The organism is Falsiroseomonas stagni DSM 19981, from assembly GCF_900114315.1.
GTDB classification, from domain to species: Bacteria; Pseudomonadota; Alphaproteobacteria; order Acetobacterales; family Acetobacteraceae; genus Falsiroseomonas; species Falsiroseomonas stagni.
Genome location: NZ_FOSQ01000005.1, coordinates 298736 through 318834, shown reverse-complemented (window position 1 = coordinate 318834; position 20099 = coordinate 298736). Strand labels below are relative to the sequence as shown.

18 protein-coding genes are annotated in these 20099 nt (G+C 67.7%); all 18 read right to left on the bottom strand.

The features are described from left to right. Positions 1 to 18: 18 nt before the first annotated feature. Positions 19 to 699 (bottom strand): ABC transporter ATP-binding protein, encoded by a 681-nt coding sequence (locus BM041_RS15675; RefSeq protein WP_092960800.1) that lies wholly within the window; start codon positions 697 to 699, stop codon positions 19 to 21. Further along, positions 692 to 1939, bottom strand: coding sequence for a lipoprotein-releasing ABC transporter permease subunit (locus tag BM041_RS15670; protein ID WP_092960864.1), 1248 nt, complete (start codon positions 1937 to 1939; stop codon positions 692 to 694). The genes BM041_RS15675 and BM041_RS15670 overlap by 8 nt, the downstream gene beginning before the upstream one ends. 7 nt (positions 1940 to 1946) lie before the next feature. After that, entirely contained in the window at positions 1947 to 3200 is a 1254-nt protein-coding gene (locus tag BM041_RS15665) for a lipoprotein-releasing ABC transporter permease subunit (RefSeq protein WP_092960799.1), read from the bottom strand. A gap of 2 nt (positions 3201 to 3202) precedes the next feature. Next, entirely contained in the window at positions 3203 to 4507 is a 1305-nt protein-coding gene (proS, locus tag BM041_RS15660) for a proline--tRNA ligase (protein WP_092960798.1), read from the bottom strand. Between the two features lie 430 nt (positions 4508 to 4937). Further along, the gene (locus BM041_RS15655) at positions 4938 to 5246 is read right to left on the bottom strand and encodes a DUF1467 family protein (protein WP_092960797.1); all 309 of its coding nucleotides are present in this window, start codon (positions 5244 to 5246) and stop codon (positions 4938 to 4940) included. Between the two features lie 6 nt (positions 5247 to 5252). After that, positions 5253 to 5846: a YdeI/OmpD-associated family protein gene (locus BM041_RS31850; protein ID WP_092960796.1), complete on the bottom strand. Its 594-nt coding sequence runs from the start codon at positions 5844 to 5846 to the stop codon at positions 5253 to 5255. 6 nt (positions 5847 to 5852) lie between these two features. Further along, a complete protein-coding gene (locus tag BM041_RS15645; protein ID WP_245762107.1) occupies positions 5853 to 7532 on the bottom strand; it encodes a ribonuclease J in 1680 nt (559 codons plus the stop codon). Between the two features lie 124 nt (positions 7533 to 7656). After that, on the bottom strand, positions 7657 to 8472 hold the full coding sequence (locus BM041_RS15640) for a type III pantothenate kinase (protein ID WP_092960794.1): 816 nt from the start codon (positions 8470 to 8472) through the stop codon (positions 7657 to 7659). Positions 8473 to 8478: 6 nt separating this feature from the next. After that, positions 8479 to 9219 (bottom strand): biotin--[acetyl-CoA-carboxylase] ligase, encoded by a 741-nt coding sequence (locus BM041_RS15635; RefSeq protein WP_092960793.1) that lies wholly within the window; start codon positions 9217 to 9219, stop codon positions 8479 to 8481. Between the two features lie 67 nt (positions 9220 to 9286). After that, on the bottom strand, positions 9287 to 10705 hold the full coding sequence (nuoN, locus tag BM041_RS15630; protein WP_092960792.1) for an NADH-quinone oxidoreductase subunit NuoN: 1419 nt from the start codon (positions 10703 to 10705) through the stop codon (positions 9287 to 9289). 5 nt (positions 10706 to 10710) lie between these two features. Then, a complete protein-coding gene (locus tag BM041_RS15625) occupies positions 10711 to 12222 on the bottom strand; it encodes an NADH-quinone oxidoreductase subunit M (protein WP_092960791.1) in 1512 nt (503 codons plus the stop codon). Continuing rightward, positions 12219 to 14135, bottom strand: a complete 1917-nt coding sequence (gene nuoL / locus BM041_RS15620) for an NADH-quinone oxidoreductase subunit L (RefSeq protein ID WP_092960790.1) — start codon at positions 14133 to 14135, stop codon at positions 12219 to 12221. Before nuoL ends, BM041_RS15625 begins: the two co-directional genes overlap by 4 nt. Before the next feature lie 4 nt (positions 14136 to 14139). Further along, a complete protein-coding gene (gene nuoK, locus BM041_RS15615; RefSeq protein WP_217648733.1) occupies positions 14140 to 14451 on the bottom strand; it encodes an NADH-quinone oxidoreductase subunit NuoK in 312 nt (103 codons plus the stop codon). Then, on the bottom strand, positions 14451 to 15137 hold the full coding sequence (locus BM041_RS15610) for an NADH-quinone oxidoreductase subunit J (RefSeq protein ID WP_092960789.1): 687 nt from the start codon (positions 15135 to 15137) through the stop codon (positions 14451 to 14453). The genes nuoK and BM041_RS15610 overlap by 1 nt, the downstream gene beginning before the upstream one ends. Before the next feature lie 69 nt (positions 15138 to 15206). Then, positions 15207 to 15695, bottom strand: coding sequence for an NADH-quinone oxidoreductase subunit NuoI (gene nuoI, locus BM041_RS15605; protein ID WP_092960788.1), 489 nt, complete (start codon positions 15693 to 15695; stop codon positions 15207 to 15209). Positions 15696 to 15706: 11 nt separating this feature from the next. Further along, a complete protein-coding gene (gene nuoH, locus BM041_RS15600) occupies positions 15707 to 16723 on the bottom strand; it encodes an NADH-quinone oxidoreductase subunit NuoH (protein WP_092960787.1) in 1017 nt (338 codons plus the stop codon). 6 nt (positions 16724 to 16729) lie between these two features. Then, entirely contained in the window at positions 16730 to 18784 is a 2055-nt protein-coding gene (nuoG, locus tag BM041_RS15595; protein WP_092960786.1) for an NADH-quinone oxidoreductase subunit NuoG, read from the bottom strand. 5 nt (positions 18785 to 18789) lie between these two features. Then, on the bottom strand, positions 18790 to 20097 hold the full coding sequence (gene nuoF, locus BM041_RS15590; RefSeq protein WP_092960785.1) for an NADH-quinone oxidoreductase subunit NuoF: 1308 nt from the start codon (positions 20095 to 20097) through the stop codon (positions 18790 to 18792). Positions 20098 to 20099 lie beyond the last annotated feature (2 nt).

Genomic DNA, 20099 nt, shown 5'->3' with positions numbered 1-20099 from the left:
GGGGGTGTTGGCGCGGGCTTACGCCTGCTCGATCTTCCCCCCCCGCAGCGTCACCACGCGGTCCATGCGCGCGGCGAGGTCGGGGTTGTGGGTGGCGATCAGGGCGGCCATGCCCTCGCCGCGTACGGCGTCCAGCAATTCGTGGAAGACCCGGCCCGCGGTTTCGACATCGAGGTTGCCCGTGGGCTCATCCGCCAGCAACACGCGCGGGTGGTTGGCGAGGGCGCGCGCGATGGCGACGCGCTGCTGTTCGCCGCCGGAGAGCTTGCCGGGCCGGTGCTGTTCGCGCCCTGCCAGGCCGAAGCGGGCGAGCAGCGCCTGGGCGCGTTCGGTGGCGGCCCGCCGGGGCGTGCCGGCGGCGAGTTGCGGCAGGATGATGTTCTCGGCCGCCGTGAATTCCGGCAGCAGGTGGTGGAACTGATAGACGAAGCCGATGCCCTGCCGGCGGATGGCCGTGCGCGCATCGTCGGAGAGGGTGCCGGCGGCCTGGCCGTTGAAGAAGACCTCCCCGGCATCGGGTTTTTCCAGCAGGCCCGCCAGATGAAGCAGGGTGGATTTGCCGGTGCCGGACGGCGCGACGAGGGCCACGATCTCCCCCGGCACCAGCGCCAGATCGGCGCCGTTCAGCACGGAAAGCTCGCCGGCCTCGGTGCGGAAGCGGCGGGCCACGCCGGCCAGGCGCAGTGCGGGCTCACTCATTCCGAAGCGCCTCCACGGGGTCGAGCCGCGCGGCGCGCCAGCTCGGGATGATCGTCGCCAGCAGGGAGAGGCCGAAGCCGAGCGCCAGGACCTGCGCCACTTCATGCGGGTCCACCACGGCCGGGATCTGCGTCAGCAGGTAGACATTGGGGTCGAAGACGGTCGTGCCGGTAGCGGCCATCAGCGCCTGGCGGATGGTCTCGATATTCGCGCAGAACACCAGCCCCAGCCCGAAACCCAGGATGGTGCCGAGCCCACCGATGGCCGCGCCGCACAGCAGGAAGATGCGCAGCACCGCGAAGCGCCCCGCCCCCATGGTGCGGAGGATGGCGATGTCCCGCCCCTTGTCCTTCACCAGCATGGTCAGGGAGGAGACGATGTTGAAGGCGGCGACGAGGATGATGAGCGTCAGGATCAGGAACATCACGTTCCGCTGCACCTGCACGATCTGGAAGAAGCCGCTATTGGCGTCCTGCCAATCCGTGATGCGGAGCGGCGTGGGGATCGCCGCCTGGATGGCCTGCGCCGCTTCCGCCACGCGGTCGGGATCGCGGAGGTGGACCTCGATCAGCGTGGCGCTGCGGGGTGTCTGGAAGAAGACCTGCGCGGCGGGCAGAGGCACGAAGGTGAAGCCGGCGTCGTAATCCTGCATGCCGACCTCGAAGATCGCGGCGACGCGGTAGGCCCGCAGCCGCGGCACCGTGCCGAAGACGGTGACGCGGCCGATGGGGGAGACGACCGTCACGCGGTCCCCGACGCCCACCGACAGGCGGCGCGCCAGGCCGACCCCGATGATGATGGCATCGTCACCCTGGAAATCCGCCAGGCTGCCGGCGCGGATGTTCTCCGCCACGATGCGGCGCGCGCGAAGATCATCGGGTGCGATGCCGCGCATCAGCCCGCCCGCCGCGCTGCCGCCATCGCTGGTCAGCAGCACCTGCCCCTCCACCACCGGTGTCGCCTGCGCCACCATCGGCAAGGCGCGGATACGCGCGACGACATCGGCAAAATTCTCGACCGTGCCGCGATCGCCCGTGACGCCGATATGCCCGTTGAGCCCGAGGATTCGCCCCAGCAATTCCTGCCGGAACCCGCCCATCACGCTCAGCACCACGATCAGCGTCGCGATGCCGAGTGCGATGCCGATCACGGAGAAGCCGGCGATGACGGAGACGAAACGCTCCCCCTTCCGCGCCCAGAGGTAGCGGATCGCCACCGCGCGTTCGAAGGCGCCGAAGATGCGCGCCTCAGCCATGGCGCAGCGCCTGGGCCGGGTCGATCCGCGCGGCGCGCCAGGACGGGTAGATGGTCGCCAGCAGCGACAAGGCCAGGCCCATCACCAGCACCTGCACCACCTCCCGCGGGTCCACCACGGCGGGGAGTTGGACGATGAACAGCAGTTCCTGGCTGAAGAAGGGCGTTCCGCGCAGCGCCAGGATGGCAGCGCGCAGATTCTCGAAGTTCAGGCAGACCGAAAGGCCCAGCGCGAAGCCGATCAACGTACCGCCACAGCCGACGGACCCGCCGCACAGCAGAAAGATGCGCAGCACCGCGCCGCGCGTGGCGCCCATCGTGCGGAGGATGGCAATGTCCCGCCCCTTGTCCTTCACCAGCATGATGAGGGAGGAGATGATGTTGAAGGCGGCGACGAGGATGATCATCGTCAGGATCAGGAACATCACGTTCCGCTCCACCACGACAGCCGCATACATGGTGCTGTTGGTGTCCTGCCAGTCCGCGATGCGCAGCGGCTGCGCGCCGATCGCCGCGCGCACGGCCTCCGTCACGCCGCGGACCTGGGTCGGGTCCGCCACCAGGATTTCCACCTGGCTGACGGCATCGCCGAGGCCGAAGAAATCCTGCGCGGCGGCCAGCGGGATGAACAGGTGCCGGTTGTCGTATTCCGGCATGCCGACATCGAACAGCGCCACCACCTGGAAGCTGCGGAGCTTCGGCGCCGCGGTGAAGTCGGACCCCCTCGCCTGCGGCAGCACCAGGCTGACGCGGTCGCCGACGCGCACGCCCATGCGGATCGCCAGCCGCTGGCCCATCACCAGCGCATCCTGGTCCTTGAAGTCATCCAGCGTGCCGCGGCGCAGCGAAAAGGCGATGGTGGTGCGGGCGCGCAGATCGGCGGGCGCGATGCCGCGCACCAGCGCACCGGCGGCGCCCCCGGCCTCGCTGGTGACCAGCAACTGCCCCTCGACGATCGGCGCCACCTGCGTCAGGCCCGGCAGCGCCCGCAGCCGTGCCACCAGCCCCGCATGGTCCGGCAGCCGGTTGCCGCTGGCGGGCTGGACGATGAGGTGCCCGTTCAGCCCGATGATCCGGCCGATGAGGTCCTGCCGGAAGCCGTTCATCACCGCCATGACGATGATGAGCGTGGCGACGCCGAGCGCGATCCCCACCAGGGAGAAGATCGCGATGATGGAGACGAAGCGTTCGCCCTTGCGGGCGCGCAGGTAGCGAAGCGCAACCGCGCGTTCGAACGCCCCGAACATCCTCAGCCGAGAATCTTCGCCAGCGCGTCCTCGGGCGAGACTTCCTGCTTCTCGCCCGTCGCGCGGCGCTTCAGCTCCACCACGCCCGCGGCCGCGCCCCGTGGCCCGACCACGACCTGCCAGGGATGGCCCATCAGGTCGGCATCGGCGAATTTCGGCCCGGCGCGTTCGCTGCGGTCGTCATAGAGGCTGTCGGGAATCGCGGCGTACATGCGCTCGCTCAGCGCATCGCACGCCGCGTCGCCCTGCTTCAGGTTGATCACCACCGCCTTGAAGGGCGCGACGGCGTCCGGCCACTTGATGCCCTGCTCGTCGTGATTCGCCTCGATCGTCGCGCCCACCAGGCGGGAAACGCCGATGCCGTAGCTGCCCATCTCCGGCACCACGGTCTTGCCATCCGGCCCCTGCACGGACAGCCCCATGGACGCGGAATACTTGGTGCCGAAATAGAAGATGTGCCCGACCTCGATGCCCCGGGCGGAGACGCGCTTGCCTTCCGGCACCTGTTCCCAGGCGGCGGGGTCGTGCATCTCCTCGGTCGCGGCGTAGTGGCTGGTCCAGGCATCGACGGCGGGGGCCAAGTCCGCGCCGTAGTCCGGCGCCGAGGCCAGCGCGTCCATGTCCAGCAGATCCTGGCTGACGAAGACCTGGCTTTCGCCCGTCTCGGCCAGGACGATGAATTCATGGGACAGGTTCCCGCCGATCGGCCCCGTATCCGCGCGCATCGGCACGGCCTTCAGCCCCATCCGGGCGAAGGTGCGCAGATAGGCCAGGAACATCTGGCGATAGCTGTGCTGGGCGCCTTCCTTCGTGACGTCGAAGGAATAGGCGTCCTTCATCAGGAATTCCCGCCCGCGCATCACGCCGAAGCGCGGCCGCACCTCGTCCCGGAACTTCCACTGGATGTGATAGAGGTTGCGCGGCAGGTCGCGATAGCTCTTCGCATAGCCCCGGAAGATGTCGGTCACCATCTCCTCATTGGTGGGGCCATACAGGCATTCGCGGTCATGCCGGTCGCGCAGGCGCAGCATTTCCGGCCCATAGGCGTCGTACCGCCCGGACTGGCGCCACAGGTCGGCCGACTGGATGGTCGGCATCAGGATTTCCTGCGCGCCCGCGCGGTCCTGCTCCTCCCGCACGATCTGCTCGATCTTCTGCAGCACCCGCCAGCCCAGCGGCAGCCAGGCATAGATGCCGGCTGAGGTCTGCCGCACGAGTCCCGCGCGCAGCATGAGCCGGTGGGACGCGATCGTCGCCTCCGCCGGAGTTTCCTTCAGGGTGGGGAGGAAGGCACGGGAGAGGCGCAAGGGGCGGATCCTCGTCGGAGGTCAGGGCCACCTACCTAGCCCGCCCTGCGTCCCGGGGAAACACCAGGGGGTCCGAGGGTGGTTTCGTGGGCGCCCCTTGCTGCACCGCAGCAACAAATGTTCGCGTCCCCCCTGGTTTTCCGCAAGGAAAGAGCGAAAAAACCGCTCCGAGGCTTAAGAAACCCCTTCCCAAGCCCCCGTGAGCGGGGATACAAAAAAACGGGCAGCACCCAAGGGTGCCGCCCGAGTTTAGGGAGGAAACGCCAGTCACACGGCAGAGAAAGGATCAACCTCTCTCTGGAACCCAATGTGACGCTGCACACCAAGGTGGCACAACAGAAAACGCCGCCATCGGAAGCCAAAAAACAGGCTTCCATATGTAAACTGCGCGTTTTACAGGCGGCACCCGCGGGGAGGCGGGTTGGCCGCCTTAATTTTGTGCACGACCCGGCGCGACACCCGGGATCGGGCTCGATTGATCGGGGCCGCCATAGGCCCACCAGCCATCCCGGAAGCTGATCACCTCCGTGGACATCAACCCCCAGGCGACCACCCAGAACACCCCCGCCAGGACGGTCGTGCCGGCCACCTTCATGCCGATCCGGGGATTCGACGGCGCACCGCGCCAGCCCCCCTCCTCAACCTCCGTATCCCGCGGCCGCGCGCCGATCGGCAGCACGCAGAACAGGGCGACCCACCACAGCAGCAGGTAGGTCACCACCCCCGTGAACCAGTCCATCGTTCCCTACCTCCCCCGGCTTTCCGGGAAATTTGCGCGCAGCCCCATCGCCGCCAGGCGCGCCGTTTCCGCCATCCGCTTCGCCCGCGTCTCGGGAGTCCGGGCCGCGGCGATCCACCACAAGATGCCCTTGCGGGCAGAGGGCGCGAACCGCGCCCAGGCCGCCGCGGCATCCGGTACCGCCGCCAGCGCGGTGGTCAGCCCGGCTGGCTCCTCAAGCGATTCGGCCGCCTCGTAGACATCCCAGGAACCGTCTGCCTGCGCCGCCGCCACCTTCGAAAGGCCCGGCGGCGCCATCAGCCCCGCCGCCACCAGCCGCTCCACCCGCGCCTTGTTCACGCGGCTCCACGGGCTCCGCGGCTTGCGGGGGGAAACCAGCAGCATCCAGCGCTGCTCATCCAGCTTGCGCGGCAGGCTGTCGATCCAGCCGAAGCAGAGCGCTTCCTCCACCGCCGCATCCTGGGTCAGGGGCGCGTCACGCCCCTTGCGCAGCACCAGCCAGACCGGCGCCGGCCGGGCGTGGTGCGCGGCCAGCCAGGCGCGCCAGGCGGCGCGGTCCGCCGGTTCCAGTCTCTCGACATCCTCGGCAGCCCGCGCCACGGCACCTCAGACCCGCAGCAGATGCACCTCGACCGACGGCCGCTTGCGCAGCCGGCGGCCGACCGCCTTGCGGATGGCGGTGCGCGCGGCTTCCCGCAGCAGCCCATCCTCCCGCTTCGTCGCGTTCGGCATCTCGCCGACCGCCCGCGCCAGGTCCGCCGCGATCTGCGCCGGCTCCTCCCCGAATCCGTCGAACAGGCCGGGCGCCGAGATCTGCGGCTGGCCCAGCACGCGCCCCGCGCCATCCACCGCGAAGCTCGCCACCACGACGCCGTTCATCAGCATCTTCTTGCGCGCCGCCAGCACATCGCCATCCAGCGGCAGCAGCCTGTCCCCATCGATGGCCAGCCGCCCGACCGGCACGCTTTCCACCGTCTCCACCGGGCCGGGGGACAGGCGCAGCACGTCGCCATCCTCGATCACATGGGCGATGGCGCCCAGGCTCTCGGCCAGGTTCGCGTGCTCGTTCATGTGGCGCCATTCGCCATGCACGGGCACGCAGTATTTCGGCTTCACGATCTGGTACAGCCGCTTCAGCTCATCCCGCGCCGGGTGGCCGGAGACATGGACCATGTGGTCATCCGCCGTCATCACATCGACGCCGGCGCGGCTGAGTTCATCCTGCACCCGCAGGATCGCCCGTTCATTCCCCGGGATCATGCGGGAGGAGAAGATGGCGGTATCGCCCTCCCCCAGCGAGATGTGGGGATGCGTGTCGGCGGCAATCTTGGACATGGCGCTGCGCGGCTCGCCCTGGCTGCCGGTGCAGATCACCACCAGCTTGTCGTCCGGCATGTCCTCCGCATCCTCCTCCGACAGGAAGGGGGGCGTGTCCTTCAGGTAGCCGCATTCCCGCGCTGCGGCTTCGGCGTTCCGCAGGCTGCGGCCGAACAGCGCCACTTCCCGCCCCGCCGCGCGGGCGGCGAAGGCCACCGATTCGACTCGCGCCAGGTTGGTGGCGAAGCAGGTCACGGCGATGCGGCCGCGCTTGATGCCCTTGATGAGGGCGGTCATGTTCCGCCGCACCTCGGCTTCGCTGCCCGAATGGCCCTCGACCAGCGCATTGGTGCTGTCGCAGACCATGGCGAGCACGCCTTCCGCCCCGAAGCGCGCGAAGGCGGCCTCATCCGTCGGTGGGCCGATCAGCGGGTTCGGGTCCAGCTTCCAGTCGCCGGTGTGCAGCACGTTGCCGAACTTCGTGCGGATGGCCAGCGCCTGGGCTTCCGGCACGGAATGGGACACCCGCAGGAATTCCAGGTCGAAGCTGCCGACCTCGAACCGCCCGCCGGGCGGCACCACATGGACCTGTACCTGCTGGCCGAGCCCGGCCTCACCGAGCTTCCGCCGCAGCACGGCGGCGACGAAGGGCGTGCACCAGATGGGGCAGCGCAGCTGCCGCCACAGATGCGCCACCGCGCCCACATGGTCCTCATGCGCGTGGGTGATCACCAGGCCCTGCAGCCGGTCGCGCCGTTCCGCCAGCCAGGCGGGGTCCGGCACCATCACCTCCACCTCGGGATGCTCAGGCCCCCCGAAGCCGAGGCCGCAATCCACTGCCAGCAGCGCCCCGTCACAGCGATAGACGTTGAAGTTGAGTCCGATCTCCCCCGTCCCGCCGAGCGGGATGAAGGCCAGGTCTCCAGTCATGTTGTTCTTCCAATTCTCAGTCGGTTCAGTCGTCGTCATCGTCGGAAGCACGCATCCGCCCGGACCCCTCGGTCGGGGCCGGATGGCGCTTCCTCGTCGTCTCGGGGCGAGACGCCGACCGGGCCGAGGGGGCTGCCGCCGTCAAATCGGGGCAGCCCTCGCCTCAGGGGTCGTCGCGTCGCGCGGTCCGCGTGAAGATGGGTGCGGGGTTGCGCAGCGCCAACAGGCGAAGGCCATCCAGCGTCGTATCCTGGTCCGTCGTCTCGATCACCGTGGTGCCTTCGGCGAAAAGCGGGGCGAGGCCGCCGGTCGCGATCACCTTCAGGCGATCATCCACCGCTTCCTCCTGCTCCGCCCTGATTCGCGCGACGATCCCCTCGATCAATCCGACATACCCCCAATAGATGCCGGACTGCATCGCCGCCACCGTATTCCGCCCGACCACCGCCTGCGGCCGCCCGATGCCGATCCGCGGCAGCCGTGCCGCGGCGCGGTGCAGCGCCTCGATCGACAGGTTGATGCCGGGCGCGATCACGCCGCCGAGATAGGCGCCGTCCTTCGCCACCACGTCGAAAGTGGTGGCGGTGCCGAAATCGATGACGATCAGCGGCCCCTTGTAGCGTTCATGCGCGGCGAGGGCGTTCAGCAGCCGGTCGGCACCGACCTCATGCGGCGCATCGACGCGGATGTCGAAGCCCCAATCCAGGCTGGCGCGCGCGATCAGCGGCTCGCAGTCGAACCATTCGCGCGACAGGCGGCGCAAATTGTAGAGCGCGGCCGGCACGACGGTGCCGATCACGCAGCGCTCGATGTCATGCGGCTTCAGGCCGGCATGCTGCAGCAGCGTCAGCAGCCACACCGCATATTCGTCGGAGGTGCGTTCGGCATCCGTGCGGATGCGCCAGCGCCCGCGCCATTCCGTGCCGTCATGCACCGCGAAGACGACATTGGTATTGCCCGCATCAACAGCCAGCAGCATCGGTCCCTACCTCGCCTCCCCGCCGATCTCGCCAGTGGACAGGGCGACGATCCGCCCCTCCCCGGCCAGCAGCAGGCTGCCGTCATCCGCCAGCCCGGCATAGCGGCCAGCCCGGCCATCCCGCATGGCCAGTGCCTGCCCCATGACCGGCCCGCGCGCCATCCAGGCCTGCCGAATCGCGCCGAACCCCTCGGCCACCAGCACGCCGCGCCACCAGTCGATGGCGCGCAGCAGCGCGGCCGCCACCACCTGCGGCGCCGGCGCGGCGTGGCCATCGCGCGCCAGGCAGGCAGTCTCCCGGCCCGGCACCGGTGGTGCAGCGGCCAGGTTCGCGCCCATGCCGAAGATGATCCACTCCACCTGCCCGGTCGGATCCGCGGCGCTGTCGGTCAGGATGCCGGCGACCTTGGCGCCATCCAGCAGCAGGTCGTTCGGCCATTTCGCCGTGAGCCTCGCCCCCGGGGGCAGGAAGGGGGACAGCGCATCATGCAGCGCCACCGCCGACAGCAACGCCCACTGCCCGATATCGCGCGCCGGGCCGCCCGGCCGCAGCAGCGCAGACACATACAGATTGCCGGCCGGGCTGTCCCAGACCCGCCCATCCCGGCCGCGCCCCGCCGTCTGCCGCAGGGCGAGGATGGCGATCCCCTCCGGCTCCCCCGCCGCGGCCAGGCGCAACAGGGGATCGGTGGTGGAGCCGAGGCAATCATGCACCCGCAGCCGCCAGCCGGCCGGGGGCAGGTTCATGCCACGCGCATCCCGCCTTGGCCCATCCCGCCTTGGCCCATGCGTGGCCGGGCCATCACGGCCGTGGTCATCCCGCCAGGGCGGCGATGGCCGCCTGGGCGGCCGCGATGATCGGCGCCGGGAACAGGAAGAACAGCAGCGTCAGCAGGCCCGTCCCCGCCATCACCACCGTGACCCCGGCCGGGCGCGGATCCATCGGTTCCGCCGCCGCATCGAAGTACATCACCTTGATGATGCGGAGGTAGTAATAGGACCCCACCACGCTGGTGAAGACGCCGATCAGCGCGAGCACCCAGAAGCCTTCCTGCACCGCGGCGAGGAAGACGTAGAGCTTGCCGAAGAAGCCTGCCATCGGCGGCACGCCGGCCATGGAGAACATGAAGATCGCCATCCACAGCGCCATCTGCGGATCGGTGCGTCCCAGCCCCGCCAGGTCATCCACCTGTTCGAGCGACTTGCCGTTGCGGCGCATCGCCACCAGCACCGCGAAGGTGCCGAGGTTCATGACCAGGTAGATCGCCATGTAGACCAGCACGCCGCGGAACCCGCCATCAGTCGCGACCGCCAGGCCCATGAGCGCGTAGCCGACATGGCCGATGGAGGAATAGGCCATCAGCCGCTTGATGTTCTTCTGCGTCAGCGCCGCGAAGGCGCCGAGCAGCATGGACCCCGCCGCGGCGAACCAGATCACCTGCTGCCACTGCGCGGAGAGATCGCCGAAGGGCCCCGCCAGCACGCGCATCAGCAGCGCGATCGCGGCGATCTTGGGGGCGGTGGCGAAGAAAGCCGTCACCGGCGTCGGGGCGCCCTCGTACACGTCGGGCGTCCACATGTGGAACGGCACGGCGCTGATCTTGAAGCAGAGACCCGCCAGCACGAAGACGAGCCCGATGATGAGCCCCATGCCCACCTGGCCGGAGGACAGCGCATCCGCCAGACGGTCGAAATTGGTGGTGCCCGCGAAGCCATAGACCAGCGACGACCCGTACAGGAGAAGGCCCGAGGCCAGCGCGCCGAGCACGAAATACTTCAGCCCCGCCTCCGCGCTGCGGGGATTGTCGCGATCGAAGGCCGCGATGACGTAGAGCGAGAGCGACAGCAGCTCGAGCCCGATATAGAGGCTCATCAGGTCATTGGCCGAGACCATGACCAGCATGCCCTGCGCCGCGAAGAGCATCAGCACCGCGTATTCGAAGCGGTCCAGCCCGGCCTTGGTGTTGAAGTCGAGTGCCAGGACGAGCGCCAGCGCCGCGCCCAGCAGGATCAGCACCTTGGCGAAGCGGGAGAAGCCGTCGGAGACATACTGCCCCATGAAGGCCGTGCCCTCCCCCTGCCCCAGCACCAGCGCGGCGGTGAGGACGAGGGCGCCGATGACGGCCATGGAGACGGGGAAGAAGGTGTCCTTCTTCGGGATCACGCCACCCGCCAGGATGAGCAGGCCGGAAACGCCGAGGACGATCTCCGGCAGCGCGAGGGTCCAGTTCATCGGGCTCACATCCCGGCCAGGCGGGCGGCACCGAGCGCGGCTTCATGCCGCGTCACGAGGGCCGTCACGCTTGCCTCGAAGAAATTGAGGAAGGAGGAGGGATAGACCCCCATCCAGAGGGTCAGCAGGATCAGCGGCGCGAAGACCGCGTATTCCCGCGGGCTGAGGTCGAGCAGCGTGCGAAGATCGTCGCGCGTGATCTTGCCGAAGGCGACCCGGCGATAGAGGTAGAGCGCATAGGCCGCACCCAGGATCATGCCCATGCAGGCGCCCAGCGCGACCCAGGGGCTGACCTTGAAGGCGCCCACGATCACCAGCAGTTCGCCCGGGAAGCCCGCCAAGCCCGGCAGGGCGACGGAGGCCATGGTGAACAGCATGAAGACCAGCGCATAGGCCGGCATGATCTTGGCCACGCCACCGTAGCGCGCGATCTCCCGGCTGTGGACGCGGTCATAGAGCACGCCAACACAGAGGAAGAGCGCGCCGGAGACCACGCCATGGCTCAGCATGGTGAACAGCGCGCCCGACAGCCCCTGCGCCGTGAAGGTGAAGATGCCCAGCGTCACGATGCCCATATGGGCGACCGAGGAGTAGGCGATCAGCTTCTTCATGTCCTCCTGCGCCAGCGCGACCAGCGAGGTGTAGATCACCGCGATGACGGACAGCGCGAAGATGAAGGGCGCGAAATCGGCACTCGCCTGCGGCAGCAGCGGCAGGCTGAAGCGGAGGAACCCGTAGGCCCCCATCTTCAGCAGCACGCCCGCCAGGATGACGGAGCCCGCCGTCGGCGCCTCCACATGGGCATCCGGCAGCCAGGTATGCACCGGCCACATCGGCACCTTCACGGCGAAGGAGGCGAAGAAGGCCAGGAACAGCCAGAACTGCATGCGCGGCGAGAAGACCGTCTCCATCAGCGTCGGGATGTCGGTCGTGCCCGCCTGGTACCAGACCGCCAGGATGGCCAGCAGCATGAGGACGGAGCCGGCCAGCGTGTAGAGGAAGAACTTGAAGGCGGCATAGACCCGCCGCGCACCGCCCCAAACGCCGATGATGAGGAACATCGGGATCAGCACGGCTTCGAAGAAGATGTAGAACAGCACGAAGTCCAGCGCGCAGAACATGCCGATCATCATGCTTTCCAGCACGAGGAAGGCGACCATGTATTCCCGGACGCGCGACTGCACGCTCTCCCACGACGCCAGGATGCAGAGCGGCGTCAGCAGGGTGGAAAGCAGCACGAACAGCACGGAGATGCCGTCGACGCCCATGTGGTAGCCGACGCCGAATTCCGGCAGCCAGCTCGCCTGCTCCACGAACTGGAAATCGGCGGAGCCGCTGTCGAAGCGCACCCAGAGCACCAGCGACAGCGCGAAGGTGATCAGGCTGGTCCAGAGCGCCGTCCAGCGGGCGTTGCGCGCCACGACCTCCTCCTCACCGCGCACGGTGAGGATGATCAGCGCCCCCGCCAGCGGCAGGAAGGTGACAAGGCTGAGGATGGGAAAGCCGGCGGCGTTCATCGGGGCATCCCGAGCAGGAGAAGGGATATGAAGGCCACGAGGCCGATGATCATCGTGAAGGCGTAGTTGGCCACGCGCCCGGTCTGCAGCTTCACCGCCCCGCGCGCCGCATCCACGGCCAGGGAGGCCGCGCCATTCGGCATGCCGTCGATCAGCCGCGCATCACCCGTCTTCCAGAAGGCCTGCGCCAGCGCCCGGGTCGGCCTCACGAAGATCGCATCGTAGAGTTCGTCGAAATACCACTTGTTGAGCAGGAAGCGGTACAGGCCGCCAAAGCTCGCCGCCAGCTTTCCGGGGATCCCCGGCGCGACCATGTACAGCACATAGGCCAGCGCGATGCCCGCCACGCCGGCGACCGTCGGCGCCAGCGGCACCCAGGCCGGCACCTCATGCGCGTGGTGCAGCACGTGGTTGTCCGGGCTGGTGAAGATGGCACCGTTCCAGAAGGCTTCCTGCAAATCGCCCACGAAGTAGTCGTAGAACACGTAGCCCGTGAAGACCGCGCCGACGCTCAGCACCAGCAGCGGCACCAGCATCACCAGCGGGCTTTCGTGCACATGCTCCATCGTGTGGTGATCCGCCCGCGGCGCGCCGTGGAAGGTCAGGATGAGCAGGCGCCAGGAATAGAAGGCCGTAAGGAAGGCAGCCAACAGGCCGAGCACGAAGGCATACATGCCCGGGCCGCTATGCGCGGCATAGGCGACTTCCAGCACCATGTCCTTGGAGTAGTAGCCGGCGAAGTACGGCACGCCCGCCAGCGCCAGGCTGCCGATCCACATCACGGTGTAGGTGACGGGGATCTTCTTCCAGATCCCGCCCATCTTCCGGATGTCCTGCTCATCCGACATCGCATGGATGACGGAACCCGCCCCCAGGAACAGCAGTGCCTTGAAGAAGGCATGGGTGAACAGATGGAACACCGCCGCCTGGTACACGCCCACGCCGACCGCGAAGAACATGTAGCCGAGCTGCGAGCAGGTGGAGTAGGCGATGATCCGCTTGATGTCGTTCTGCACGCAGCCGATCGTCGCCGCGAAGATCGCGGTGGAGGCACCGACGATCGTCACGATGGCCAGCGCCGTCGGCGCGTATTCCATCACCGGCGACATGCGCGCCATCAGGAACACGCCCGCCGTCACCATCGTCGCGGCATGGATCAGCGCGGAGACGGGCGTCGGCCCCTCCATCGCATCCGGCAGCCAGGTGTGCAGGCCAAGCTGCGCCGACTTGCCGCAGGCACCGAGGAACAGCAGCACGCCGATGACCTCAAGCGCCGGCATGCCCAGGAACCGCTGCGCCTGCGCCTGCTCGACGCTCGCGAAGATCGTGTCGAACTCGACCGACTGGAAGGTCCAGAAGGTCAGCGCCAGGCCGAGCATGAAGAACACGTCGCCCACGCGATTGACGATGAACGCCTTCATCGCCGCGCGGTTCGCGCTCTCCTTCTCGTACCAATAGCCGATGAGGAGATAGCTCGCGAGGCCGACGCCTTCCCAGCCGAAGAACAGCTGCACCAAATTGTCCGCCGTCACCAGCATCAGCATCATGAAGGTGAAGAGCGACAGGTAGGCGAAGAAGCGCGGCGTCGTCGGGTCGTGGGACATGTAGCCCACGGAGTAGAGGTGGATGAGCGTCGAGATGAAGGTGACCATCGCCACCATCACCACGCTCAGCGTGTCGTAGCGCAGCGCCCAGGAGACCTCGAAGCTGCCGACATCGATGAAGGTGAACAGCGGCGCGACGCCGGGCGCATGGCCCAGCGCCACCTGGATGAAGGCCGCGCTGCCGCAGGCCGCCGCGATGGCCATGCAGACCACCGTCGCCCATTGCGCCGCGCGGTCGCCGATCCAGCGGCCGAGGAACCCGGCGATGGTCGCGCCGAGCAGCGGGAAGAAGATCGCACCGACATACATCGGCTCAGCCCTTCAGGGTGGACACGTCTTCCACCTCGATCGTACCGCGGTTGCGGAAGTAGATGACCAGGATCGCCAGGCCGATCGCGGCCTCGGCCGCCGCCACGGTCAGGATCAGCATGGCGAAGATCTGGCCCGTCAGGTCATTCAACTGCGCCGAGAAGGCGACCAGGTTGAGGTTCACCGACAGCAGGATCAACTCCACCGACATCAGGATGACGATGATGTTCTTCCGGTTCAGGAAGATGCCGAGGATGCCCAGCACGAAAAGGATGGCACCCACCGTCAGGTAGTGCGCAAGGCCGACGGCCATCATCAGTGGTGCCCCCCACCATGCCCATGGTGCTCGACCTTCTTCGGGGTCTCCGGCGCCGCCACCGGCGGCCGCTCGATCCCGATCTCGCCCAGGCCCGCACCGCTGCGCACCTGGCGCAGGTTCACGCTGCCGGACCGCGCGACCTGAGCCGCAATGTCCTGGCGCTTCGAATTCGGCCGGCCGCGCAGGGTCAGCACGATGGCGCCGATCATGGCGACCAGCAGGATCAGCCCCGAAAGCTGGAACAGCCAGACATGGTCCGTGTAGAGGATGCGCCCGATCGCGCGGGTGTTGTCCACACCCTCCGGCGTCGGGTTCAGCCGGAGCCCGCCGACATCATCGGCGAAGCGCCAGGTGGCGAAGACGAAGACCAGTTCCGCGAACAGCACCAAGCCCACCGCGCCACCGACCGGTGCGTAGCGCTGGAAACCCTCGCGCAACGCGGAGAAGTCGACATCCAGCATCATCACGACGAAGAGGAACAGCACCGCGACCGCGCCGACATAGACGATGACCAGGATCATCGCCAGGAACTCGGCCCCGGCCAGCAGGAACAGCGCCGCCGCGTTGAAGAACGCCAGGATCAGGAACAGCACGCTGTGCACGGGGTTGCGGCTGGTCACGACCATGACCGCGCTGGCGATCAGCACGGCCGCGAAGATATAGAAGGCGGCTGCGGCGATCATCGCGCCCCTCCGGGATCGGTAGCGTTCATCATCTCGTTCCCATCGTCCCCGAAGCCCGGGGCGGTCGTCTCAGCGATACGGCGCGTCAAGCTCAAGCCGCGTGGCCAGCATCGCTTCCCAGCGATCGCCATTGGCCAGCAGCTTGGCCTTGTCATAGAGCAGTTCCTCGCGCGTCTCGGTGGCGAACTCCAGGTTCGGCCCCTCGACGATCGCGTCCACCGGGCAGGCTTCCTCGCACATGCCGCAGTAGATGCACTTGGTCATGTCGATGTCGTAGCGCGTGGTGCGGCGGCTGCCGTCTTCCCGCGGTTCGGCCTCGATGGTGATGGCCTGGGCGGGGCAGATCGCCTCGCACAGCTTGCAGGCGATGCAGCGTTCCTCGCCATTGGGGTAGCGCCGCAGCGCGTGCTCCCCCTTGAAGCGCGCGCTCAGCGGCGAACGCTCATGCGGGTAGTTGATCGTCGCCTTCGGCTTGAAGAACTGACCCAGCGTCAGCGCCATGCCGGAGACGATCTCCGTCAGCAGCAGGCTCCGGGCAACACGGTCGAGCATGGGCATGGTCTATCTCCTCACCCGACAGCCGGCAGCCAGCCGAACAGCTTCAGCGCCGCGGCGGTGATGACCAGCCACACCAGGCTGAACGGCAGGAACACCTTCCAGCCCAGCCGCATCAACTGGTCATAGCGGTAGCGCGGGAAGGTGGCGCGCACCCAGACGAAGACGAAGAGGCAGAAGCAGATCTTCAGGATGAACCACACCGGACCCGGGATCCAGGTGAAGGGCTCGATCGCCATCGGCGGCAGCCAGCCACCCAGGAACAGGATGGTGATGAGCGCGCTCATCAGGATCATGTTCGCGTATTCGCCGAGGAAGAACAGCGCGAAGCTCATCGAGCTGTATTCGACGAAGAAGCCCGCCACCAGCTCCGACTCACCCTCCGGCAGGTCGAAGGGCGCGCGGTTCGTCTCCGCCAGGGCGGAGATGAACATGATCACGAACATCGGGAAGAGCGGGATGATGAACCACACCGTCGACTGCGCCCGCACGATTTCCGTGAGGTTCAGCGAACCGACGCAGAGCAGCACCGTCACGATGACGAAGCCCATGGAGACTTCGTAGGACACCATCTGCGCCGCCGACCGCAGCGCACCGAGGAAGGCGTATTTCGAATTGGACGCCCAGCCCGCGATGATGATGCCGTAGACGCCGAGCGAGGAGATGGCGAAGAGGTAGAGGATGCCCACATTGATGTCGGCGATCGCCCAGCCGTCATTCACCGGGATCACCGCCCAGGCCAGCATCGCCAGCATGAAGGTGATCATCGGCGCCATCAGGAACAACGCGCGCGACGCGCCGGAAGGAATGATGGTCTCCTTCATCAGCATCTTCAACGCATCGGCGAAGGGCTGCAGCAGGCCGAAGGGGCCGACCACATTCGGCCCGCGCCGCATCTGCATGGCGCCGAGGATCTTGCGCTCCGCCCAGGTCAGGTAGGCGACGCCGATCAGCAACGGCACCAGCAGCGCCATCGCCTTGGCGACGGTCAGCGCCAGGATGCCGACGGGGGTGGCGAGAAAGGCTTCCATCGATCCCTACTCCGCCGCGAGCGCCGGCACGGGGCCGTAGGTGCGCGCGCATTCGGCCATCACGTCGGAAGCCCGCGCGATGGCATCAGCCAGGTGATACTGCGTGATGGCGGAGGCGAAAGGCGCATCGCCCAGCGCATCCGCATCGCCGGCCGGGCCGGACATGTCCATGCAGAAGGACCGCGTGAAGCCCTCCGCCAGCGCCGGCGCCGCCGCGATCATCGCCGCGCGAAGCTGCGCCAGATCATCGAAGCCGACCGTCACGCCGAGGCCCTGCGCGGCGGCGCGGATGATGCGCCAATCCTCCCGCGCCTCGCCCGGCGCATGGAGCGCGGTGCGACTGATCTGCGCCCGGCCTTCGGTGTTGAGGTAGGTGCCGTCCTTCTCGGTATAGGCGGCACCGGGCAGGATCACATCGGCGCGCGACGCCGCGCGATCCCCGTGGTGGCCCTGGTAGATCACGAAGGTCTCCGGCGCGATCGCGGCCGGGTCGATCCCGTCCGCGCCCAGCAGCCACAGCGCATCGACCCCGCCCGACAGCATGGCGCCGAGATCCTTGCCACCAGCCCCGGGCAGGAAGCCCATCGCCAGCGGCGCCATCTGCCCGCCAAACAGATGCAGCAGGTTGAAGCCGTGCCAATCATCGCGCAGCGCGTTGCAGTCGCGGGCGATGGCCCAGGAAGCCGCCAGCACCGCCGCGCCATCCGGCCGCGCCAGCGCGCCGCGGCCCAGCAGGATCATCGGCTTCTTCGCTTCCCGCAGCACCGCCATGAAGCGATGCGTGCCGGCCAGCATGGAGCGGAGCGTCGCCGGCCCCTCCCCCACATGATCGTAGCCGTAGGTCAGGTCCACGCCCGCCGGGCCGACCACGCCGATCGGGAACTTCCCGAGTGACCAGCGCTTGCGGATGCGCGCATTGATGACGGGCGCCTCGGTCCGCGGATTGGCGCCGATCACCAACAGCGCATCCGCCTCCTCGATACCCGCGATCGTCGTGTTGAAGCGGTAGAAATCCGGCCGCGACGCGTCGATCGCCGCGCCATCCTGGCGGCAATCCAGATTGGCCGAGCCCAGCCCCGCCATCAGCGCCTTCAGCGCGAAGGCGCTTTCCGCATCCACCAAATCGCCGGCCACCGCGCCGATCCGATCCGGTGCCGTCGCCTTCAGCTTCGCCGCCACGGCGCCTAGCGCCTCCGGCCAGGACACCGGCTTCAGCTTGCCATCGACGCGCAGCCAGGGCCGGTCGAGGCGCTTGCGCTTGAGGCCGTCGAAGGAGAAGCGGCCACGATCGGCCATCCACTCTTCGTTCACATCCTCATTGATGCGCGGCAGGATTCGCAGCACTTCCGGGCCGCGCGTGTCGATGCGGATATTGGTACCCGTGGCATCCTGCACATCGATGCCATCGGTCTTCCGCAATTCCCACGGCCGCGACACGAAGGCATAGGGCCGGCTCGTCAGCGCGCCCACGGGGCAGATGTCGATCAGGTTGCCGGAAAGCTCGCTGGTCAGCGCCTTCTCGACATAGGTGCCGATTTCCATGTTCTCGCCGCGATTGGTCCCGCCGAGTTCGGCGGTGCCGGCAACCTCGGCCGAAAAGCGGACGCAGCGCGTGCACTGGATGCAGCGCGTCATGATCGTCTTGATCAGCGGCCCGATATTCTTGTCCTTCACGGACCGCTTGGCCTCGCGGTACCGCGACTTGTCCATGCCGTAAGAGACGGACTGGTCCTGCAGATCGCATTCGCCGCCCTGGTCGCAGATCGGACAGTCCAGCGGGTGGTTGATCAGCAGGAATTCCATGACGCCGCGGCGCGCATTGCGCACCACCGGGCTGTCCGTCTTCACCACCATCCCGTCCGCGACGGGATAGGCGCAGGAGGCAACCGGCTTCGGCGCCTTCTCCACTTCCACCAGGCACATGCGGCAATTGCCCGCGACGCTCAGGCGTTCATGGTAGCAGAAGCGCGGGATTTCCTTGCCTGCGGCCTCACACGCCTGCAGCACCGTGGCGCCGTTCGGGACCTCGACCTCGATCCCATCGACCGTGACCTTCGCCATCGCCCTTACTCCGCCGCCAGCGGCATGGAGGGCCGCGCATGCTTCGCCTTGTAGTCGGCGATGCGCGCTTCCATCACCGGCCGGAAATGCCGGATGAGGCCCTGCACCGGCCAGACGCCACCATCGGCCAGCGCGCAGATCGTGTGGCCCTCGATGCGCCGGGTCACTTCCTCCAGCACGTCGATCTCCTCGACATCCGCGCGGCCTTCGACCATGCGGTCCATCATGCGGCTGACCCAGCCCATGCCTTCGCGGCAGGGCGTGCACTGGCCGCAACTCTCATGCTTGTAGAAGCGCGACAGGCGCGCGATGGCGCGGACGATGTCGGTGGATTTGTCCATCACGATCACGCCCGCGGTGCCAAGGCCCGATTTGTGCTCGCGCAGCGCATCGAAATCCATCAGCACCGTGTCGCAGATGTCCTTCGGCAGCAGCGGCGTGGAGGACCCGCCCGGGATCACGCAGAGCAGGTTGTCCCAGCCCCCGCGCACGCCGCCGGCGTGCCGCTCGATGAGTTCCCGCATCGGGATGCTCATCTCCTCCTCCACATTGCAGGGCTTGTTCACATGGCCCTGGATGCAGAAGACCTTGGTACCGCTGTTCTTCGGCCGGCCGAAACCCGCGAACCAGGCCGCGCCGCGCCGCAGAATGGTCGGCACCACCGCGATGGTCTCGACATTGTTCACTGTGGTCGGGCAGCCATAGAGACCCACGGCGGCGGGGAAAGGCGGCTTCAGCCGCGGCATTCCCTTCTTGCCTTCCAGGCTCTCGATCAGCGCGGTCTCTTCGCCGCAGATGTATGCCCCGGCGCCGCGGTGCACATACAGGTCGAAGTCCCACCCGCTGCCGCAGGCGTTCTTTCCGATCAGCCCCGCATCATAGGCTTCCTGGATCGCGGCCTCGAGCACGACGCTCTCGTTGTAGTATTCGCCCCGGATGTAGATGTAGCCGGCATGCGCGCCCATCGCGAAGCCCGCGATGAGGCATCCTTCGATCAGCGTCTGCGGATCGTGACGGATGATGTCACGATCCTTGCAGGTGCCAGGCTCGGATTCATCGGCATTGACCACGAGGTAGTGCGGCCGCTCGCTCGCCTGCTTCGGCATGAAGGACCACTTCATGCCCGTCGGGAAGCCCGCGCCGCCGCGGCCACGCAGACCGGACGACTTCATCTCCTCGATGATCCAGTCGCGGCCCTTCTCCAGGATGCCCTTGGTGCCGTCCCAGTTGCCGCGCCTCTGCGCGGCGGCCAGGCGCCAGTCCTGCATGCCGTAGAGGTTGGTGAAGATGCGGTCCTTGTCGGAAAGCGCCATGG

Excerpts from the sequence above, each read along its gene's own strand:
- BM041_RS15675 (WP_092960800.1), bottom strand. The coding sequence starts at position 699 with ATGAGTGAGCCCGCACTGCGCCTGGCCGGCGTGGCCCGCCGCTTCCGC.
- BM041_RS15665 (WP_092960799.1), bottom strand. The coding sequence starts at position 3,200 with ATGTTCGGGGCGTTCGAACGCGCGGTTGCGCTTCGCTACCTGCGCGCC.
- BM041_RS15655 (WP_092960797.1), bottom strand. The coding sequence starts at position 5,246 with ATGGACTGGTTCACGGGGGTGGTGACCTACCTGCTGCTGTGGTGGGTC.
- BM041_RS15645 (WP_245762107.1), bottom strand. The coding sequence starts at position 7,532 with ATGACGACGACTGAACCGACTGAGAATTGGAAGAACAACATGACTGGA.
- BM041_RS15640 (WP_092960794.1), bottom strand. The coding sequence starts at position 8,472 with ATGCTGCTGGCTGTTGATGCGGGCAATACCAATGTCGTCTTCGCGGTG.
- BM041_RS15635 (WP_092960793.1), bottom strand. The coding sequence starts at position 9,219 with ATGAACCTGCCCCCGGCCGGCTGGCGGCTGCGGGTGCATGATTGCCTC.
- nuoN (WP_092960792.1), bottom strand. The coding sequence starts at position 10,705 with ATGAACTGGACCCTCGCGCTGCCGGAGATCGTCCTCGGCGTTTCCGGC.
- BM041_RS15625 (WP_092960791.1), bottom strand. The coding sequence starts at position 12,222 with ATGAACGCCGCCGGCTTTCCCATCCTCAGCCTTGTCACCTTCCTGCCG.
- nuoL (WP_092960790.1), bottom strand. The coding sequence starts at position 14,135 with ATGTATGTCGGTGCGATCTTCTTCCCGCTGCTCGGCGCGACCATCGCC.
- nuoK (WP_217648733.1), bottom strand. The coding sequence starts at position 14,451 with ATGATGGCCGTCGGCCTTGCGCACTACCTGACGGTGGGTGCCATCCTT.
- BM041_RS15610 (WP_092960789.1), bottom strand. The coding sequence starts at position 15,137 with ATGATCGCCGCAGCCGCCTTCTATATCTTCGCGGCCGTGCTGATCGCC.
- nuoI (WP_092960788.1), bottom strand. The coding sequence starts at position 15,695 with ATGCCCATGCTCGACCGTGTTGCCCGGAGCCTGCTGCTGACGGAGATC.
- nuoH (WP_092960787.1), bottom strand. The coding sequence starts at position 16,723 with ATGGAAGCCTTTCTCGCCACCCCCGTCGGCATCCTGGCGCTGACCGTC.
- nuoG (WP_092960786.1), bottom strand. The coding sequence starts at position 18,784 with ATGGCGAAGGTCACGGTCGATGGGATCGAGGTCGAGGTCCCGAACGGC.
- nuoF (WP_092960785.1), bottom strand. The coding sequence starts at position 20,097 with ATGGCGCTTTCCGACAAGGACCGCATCTTCACCAACCTCTACGGCATG.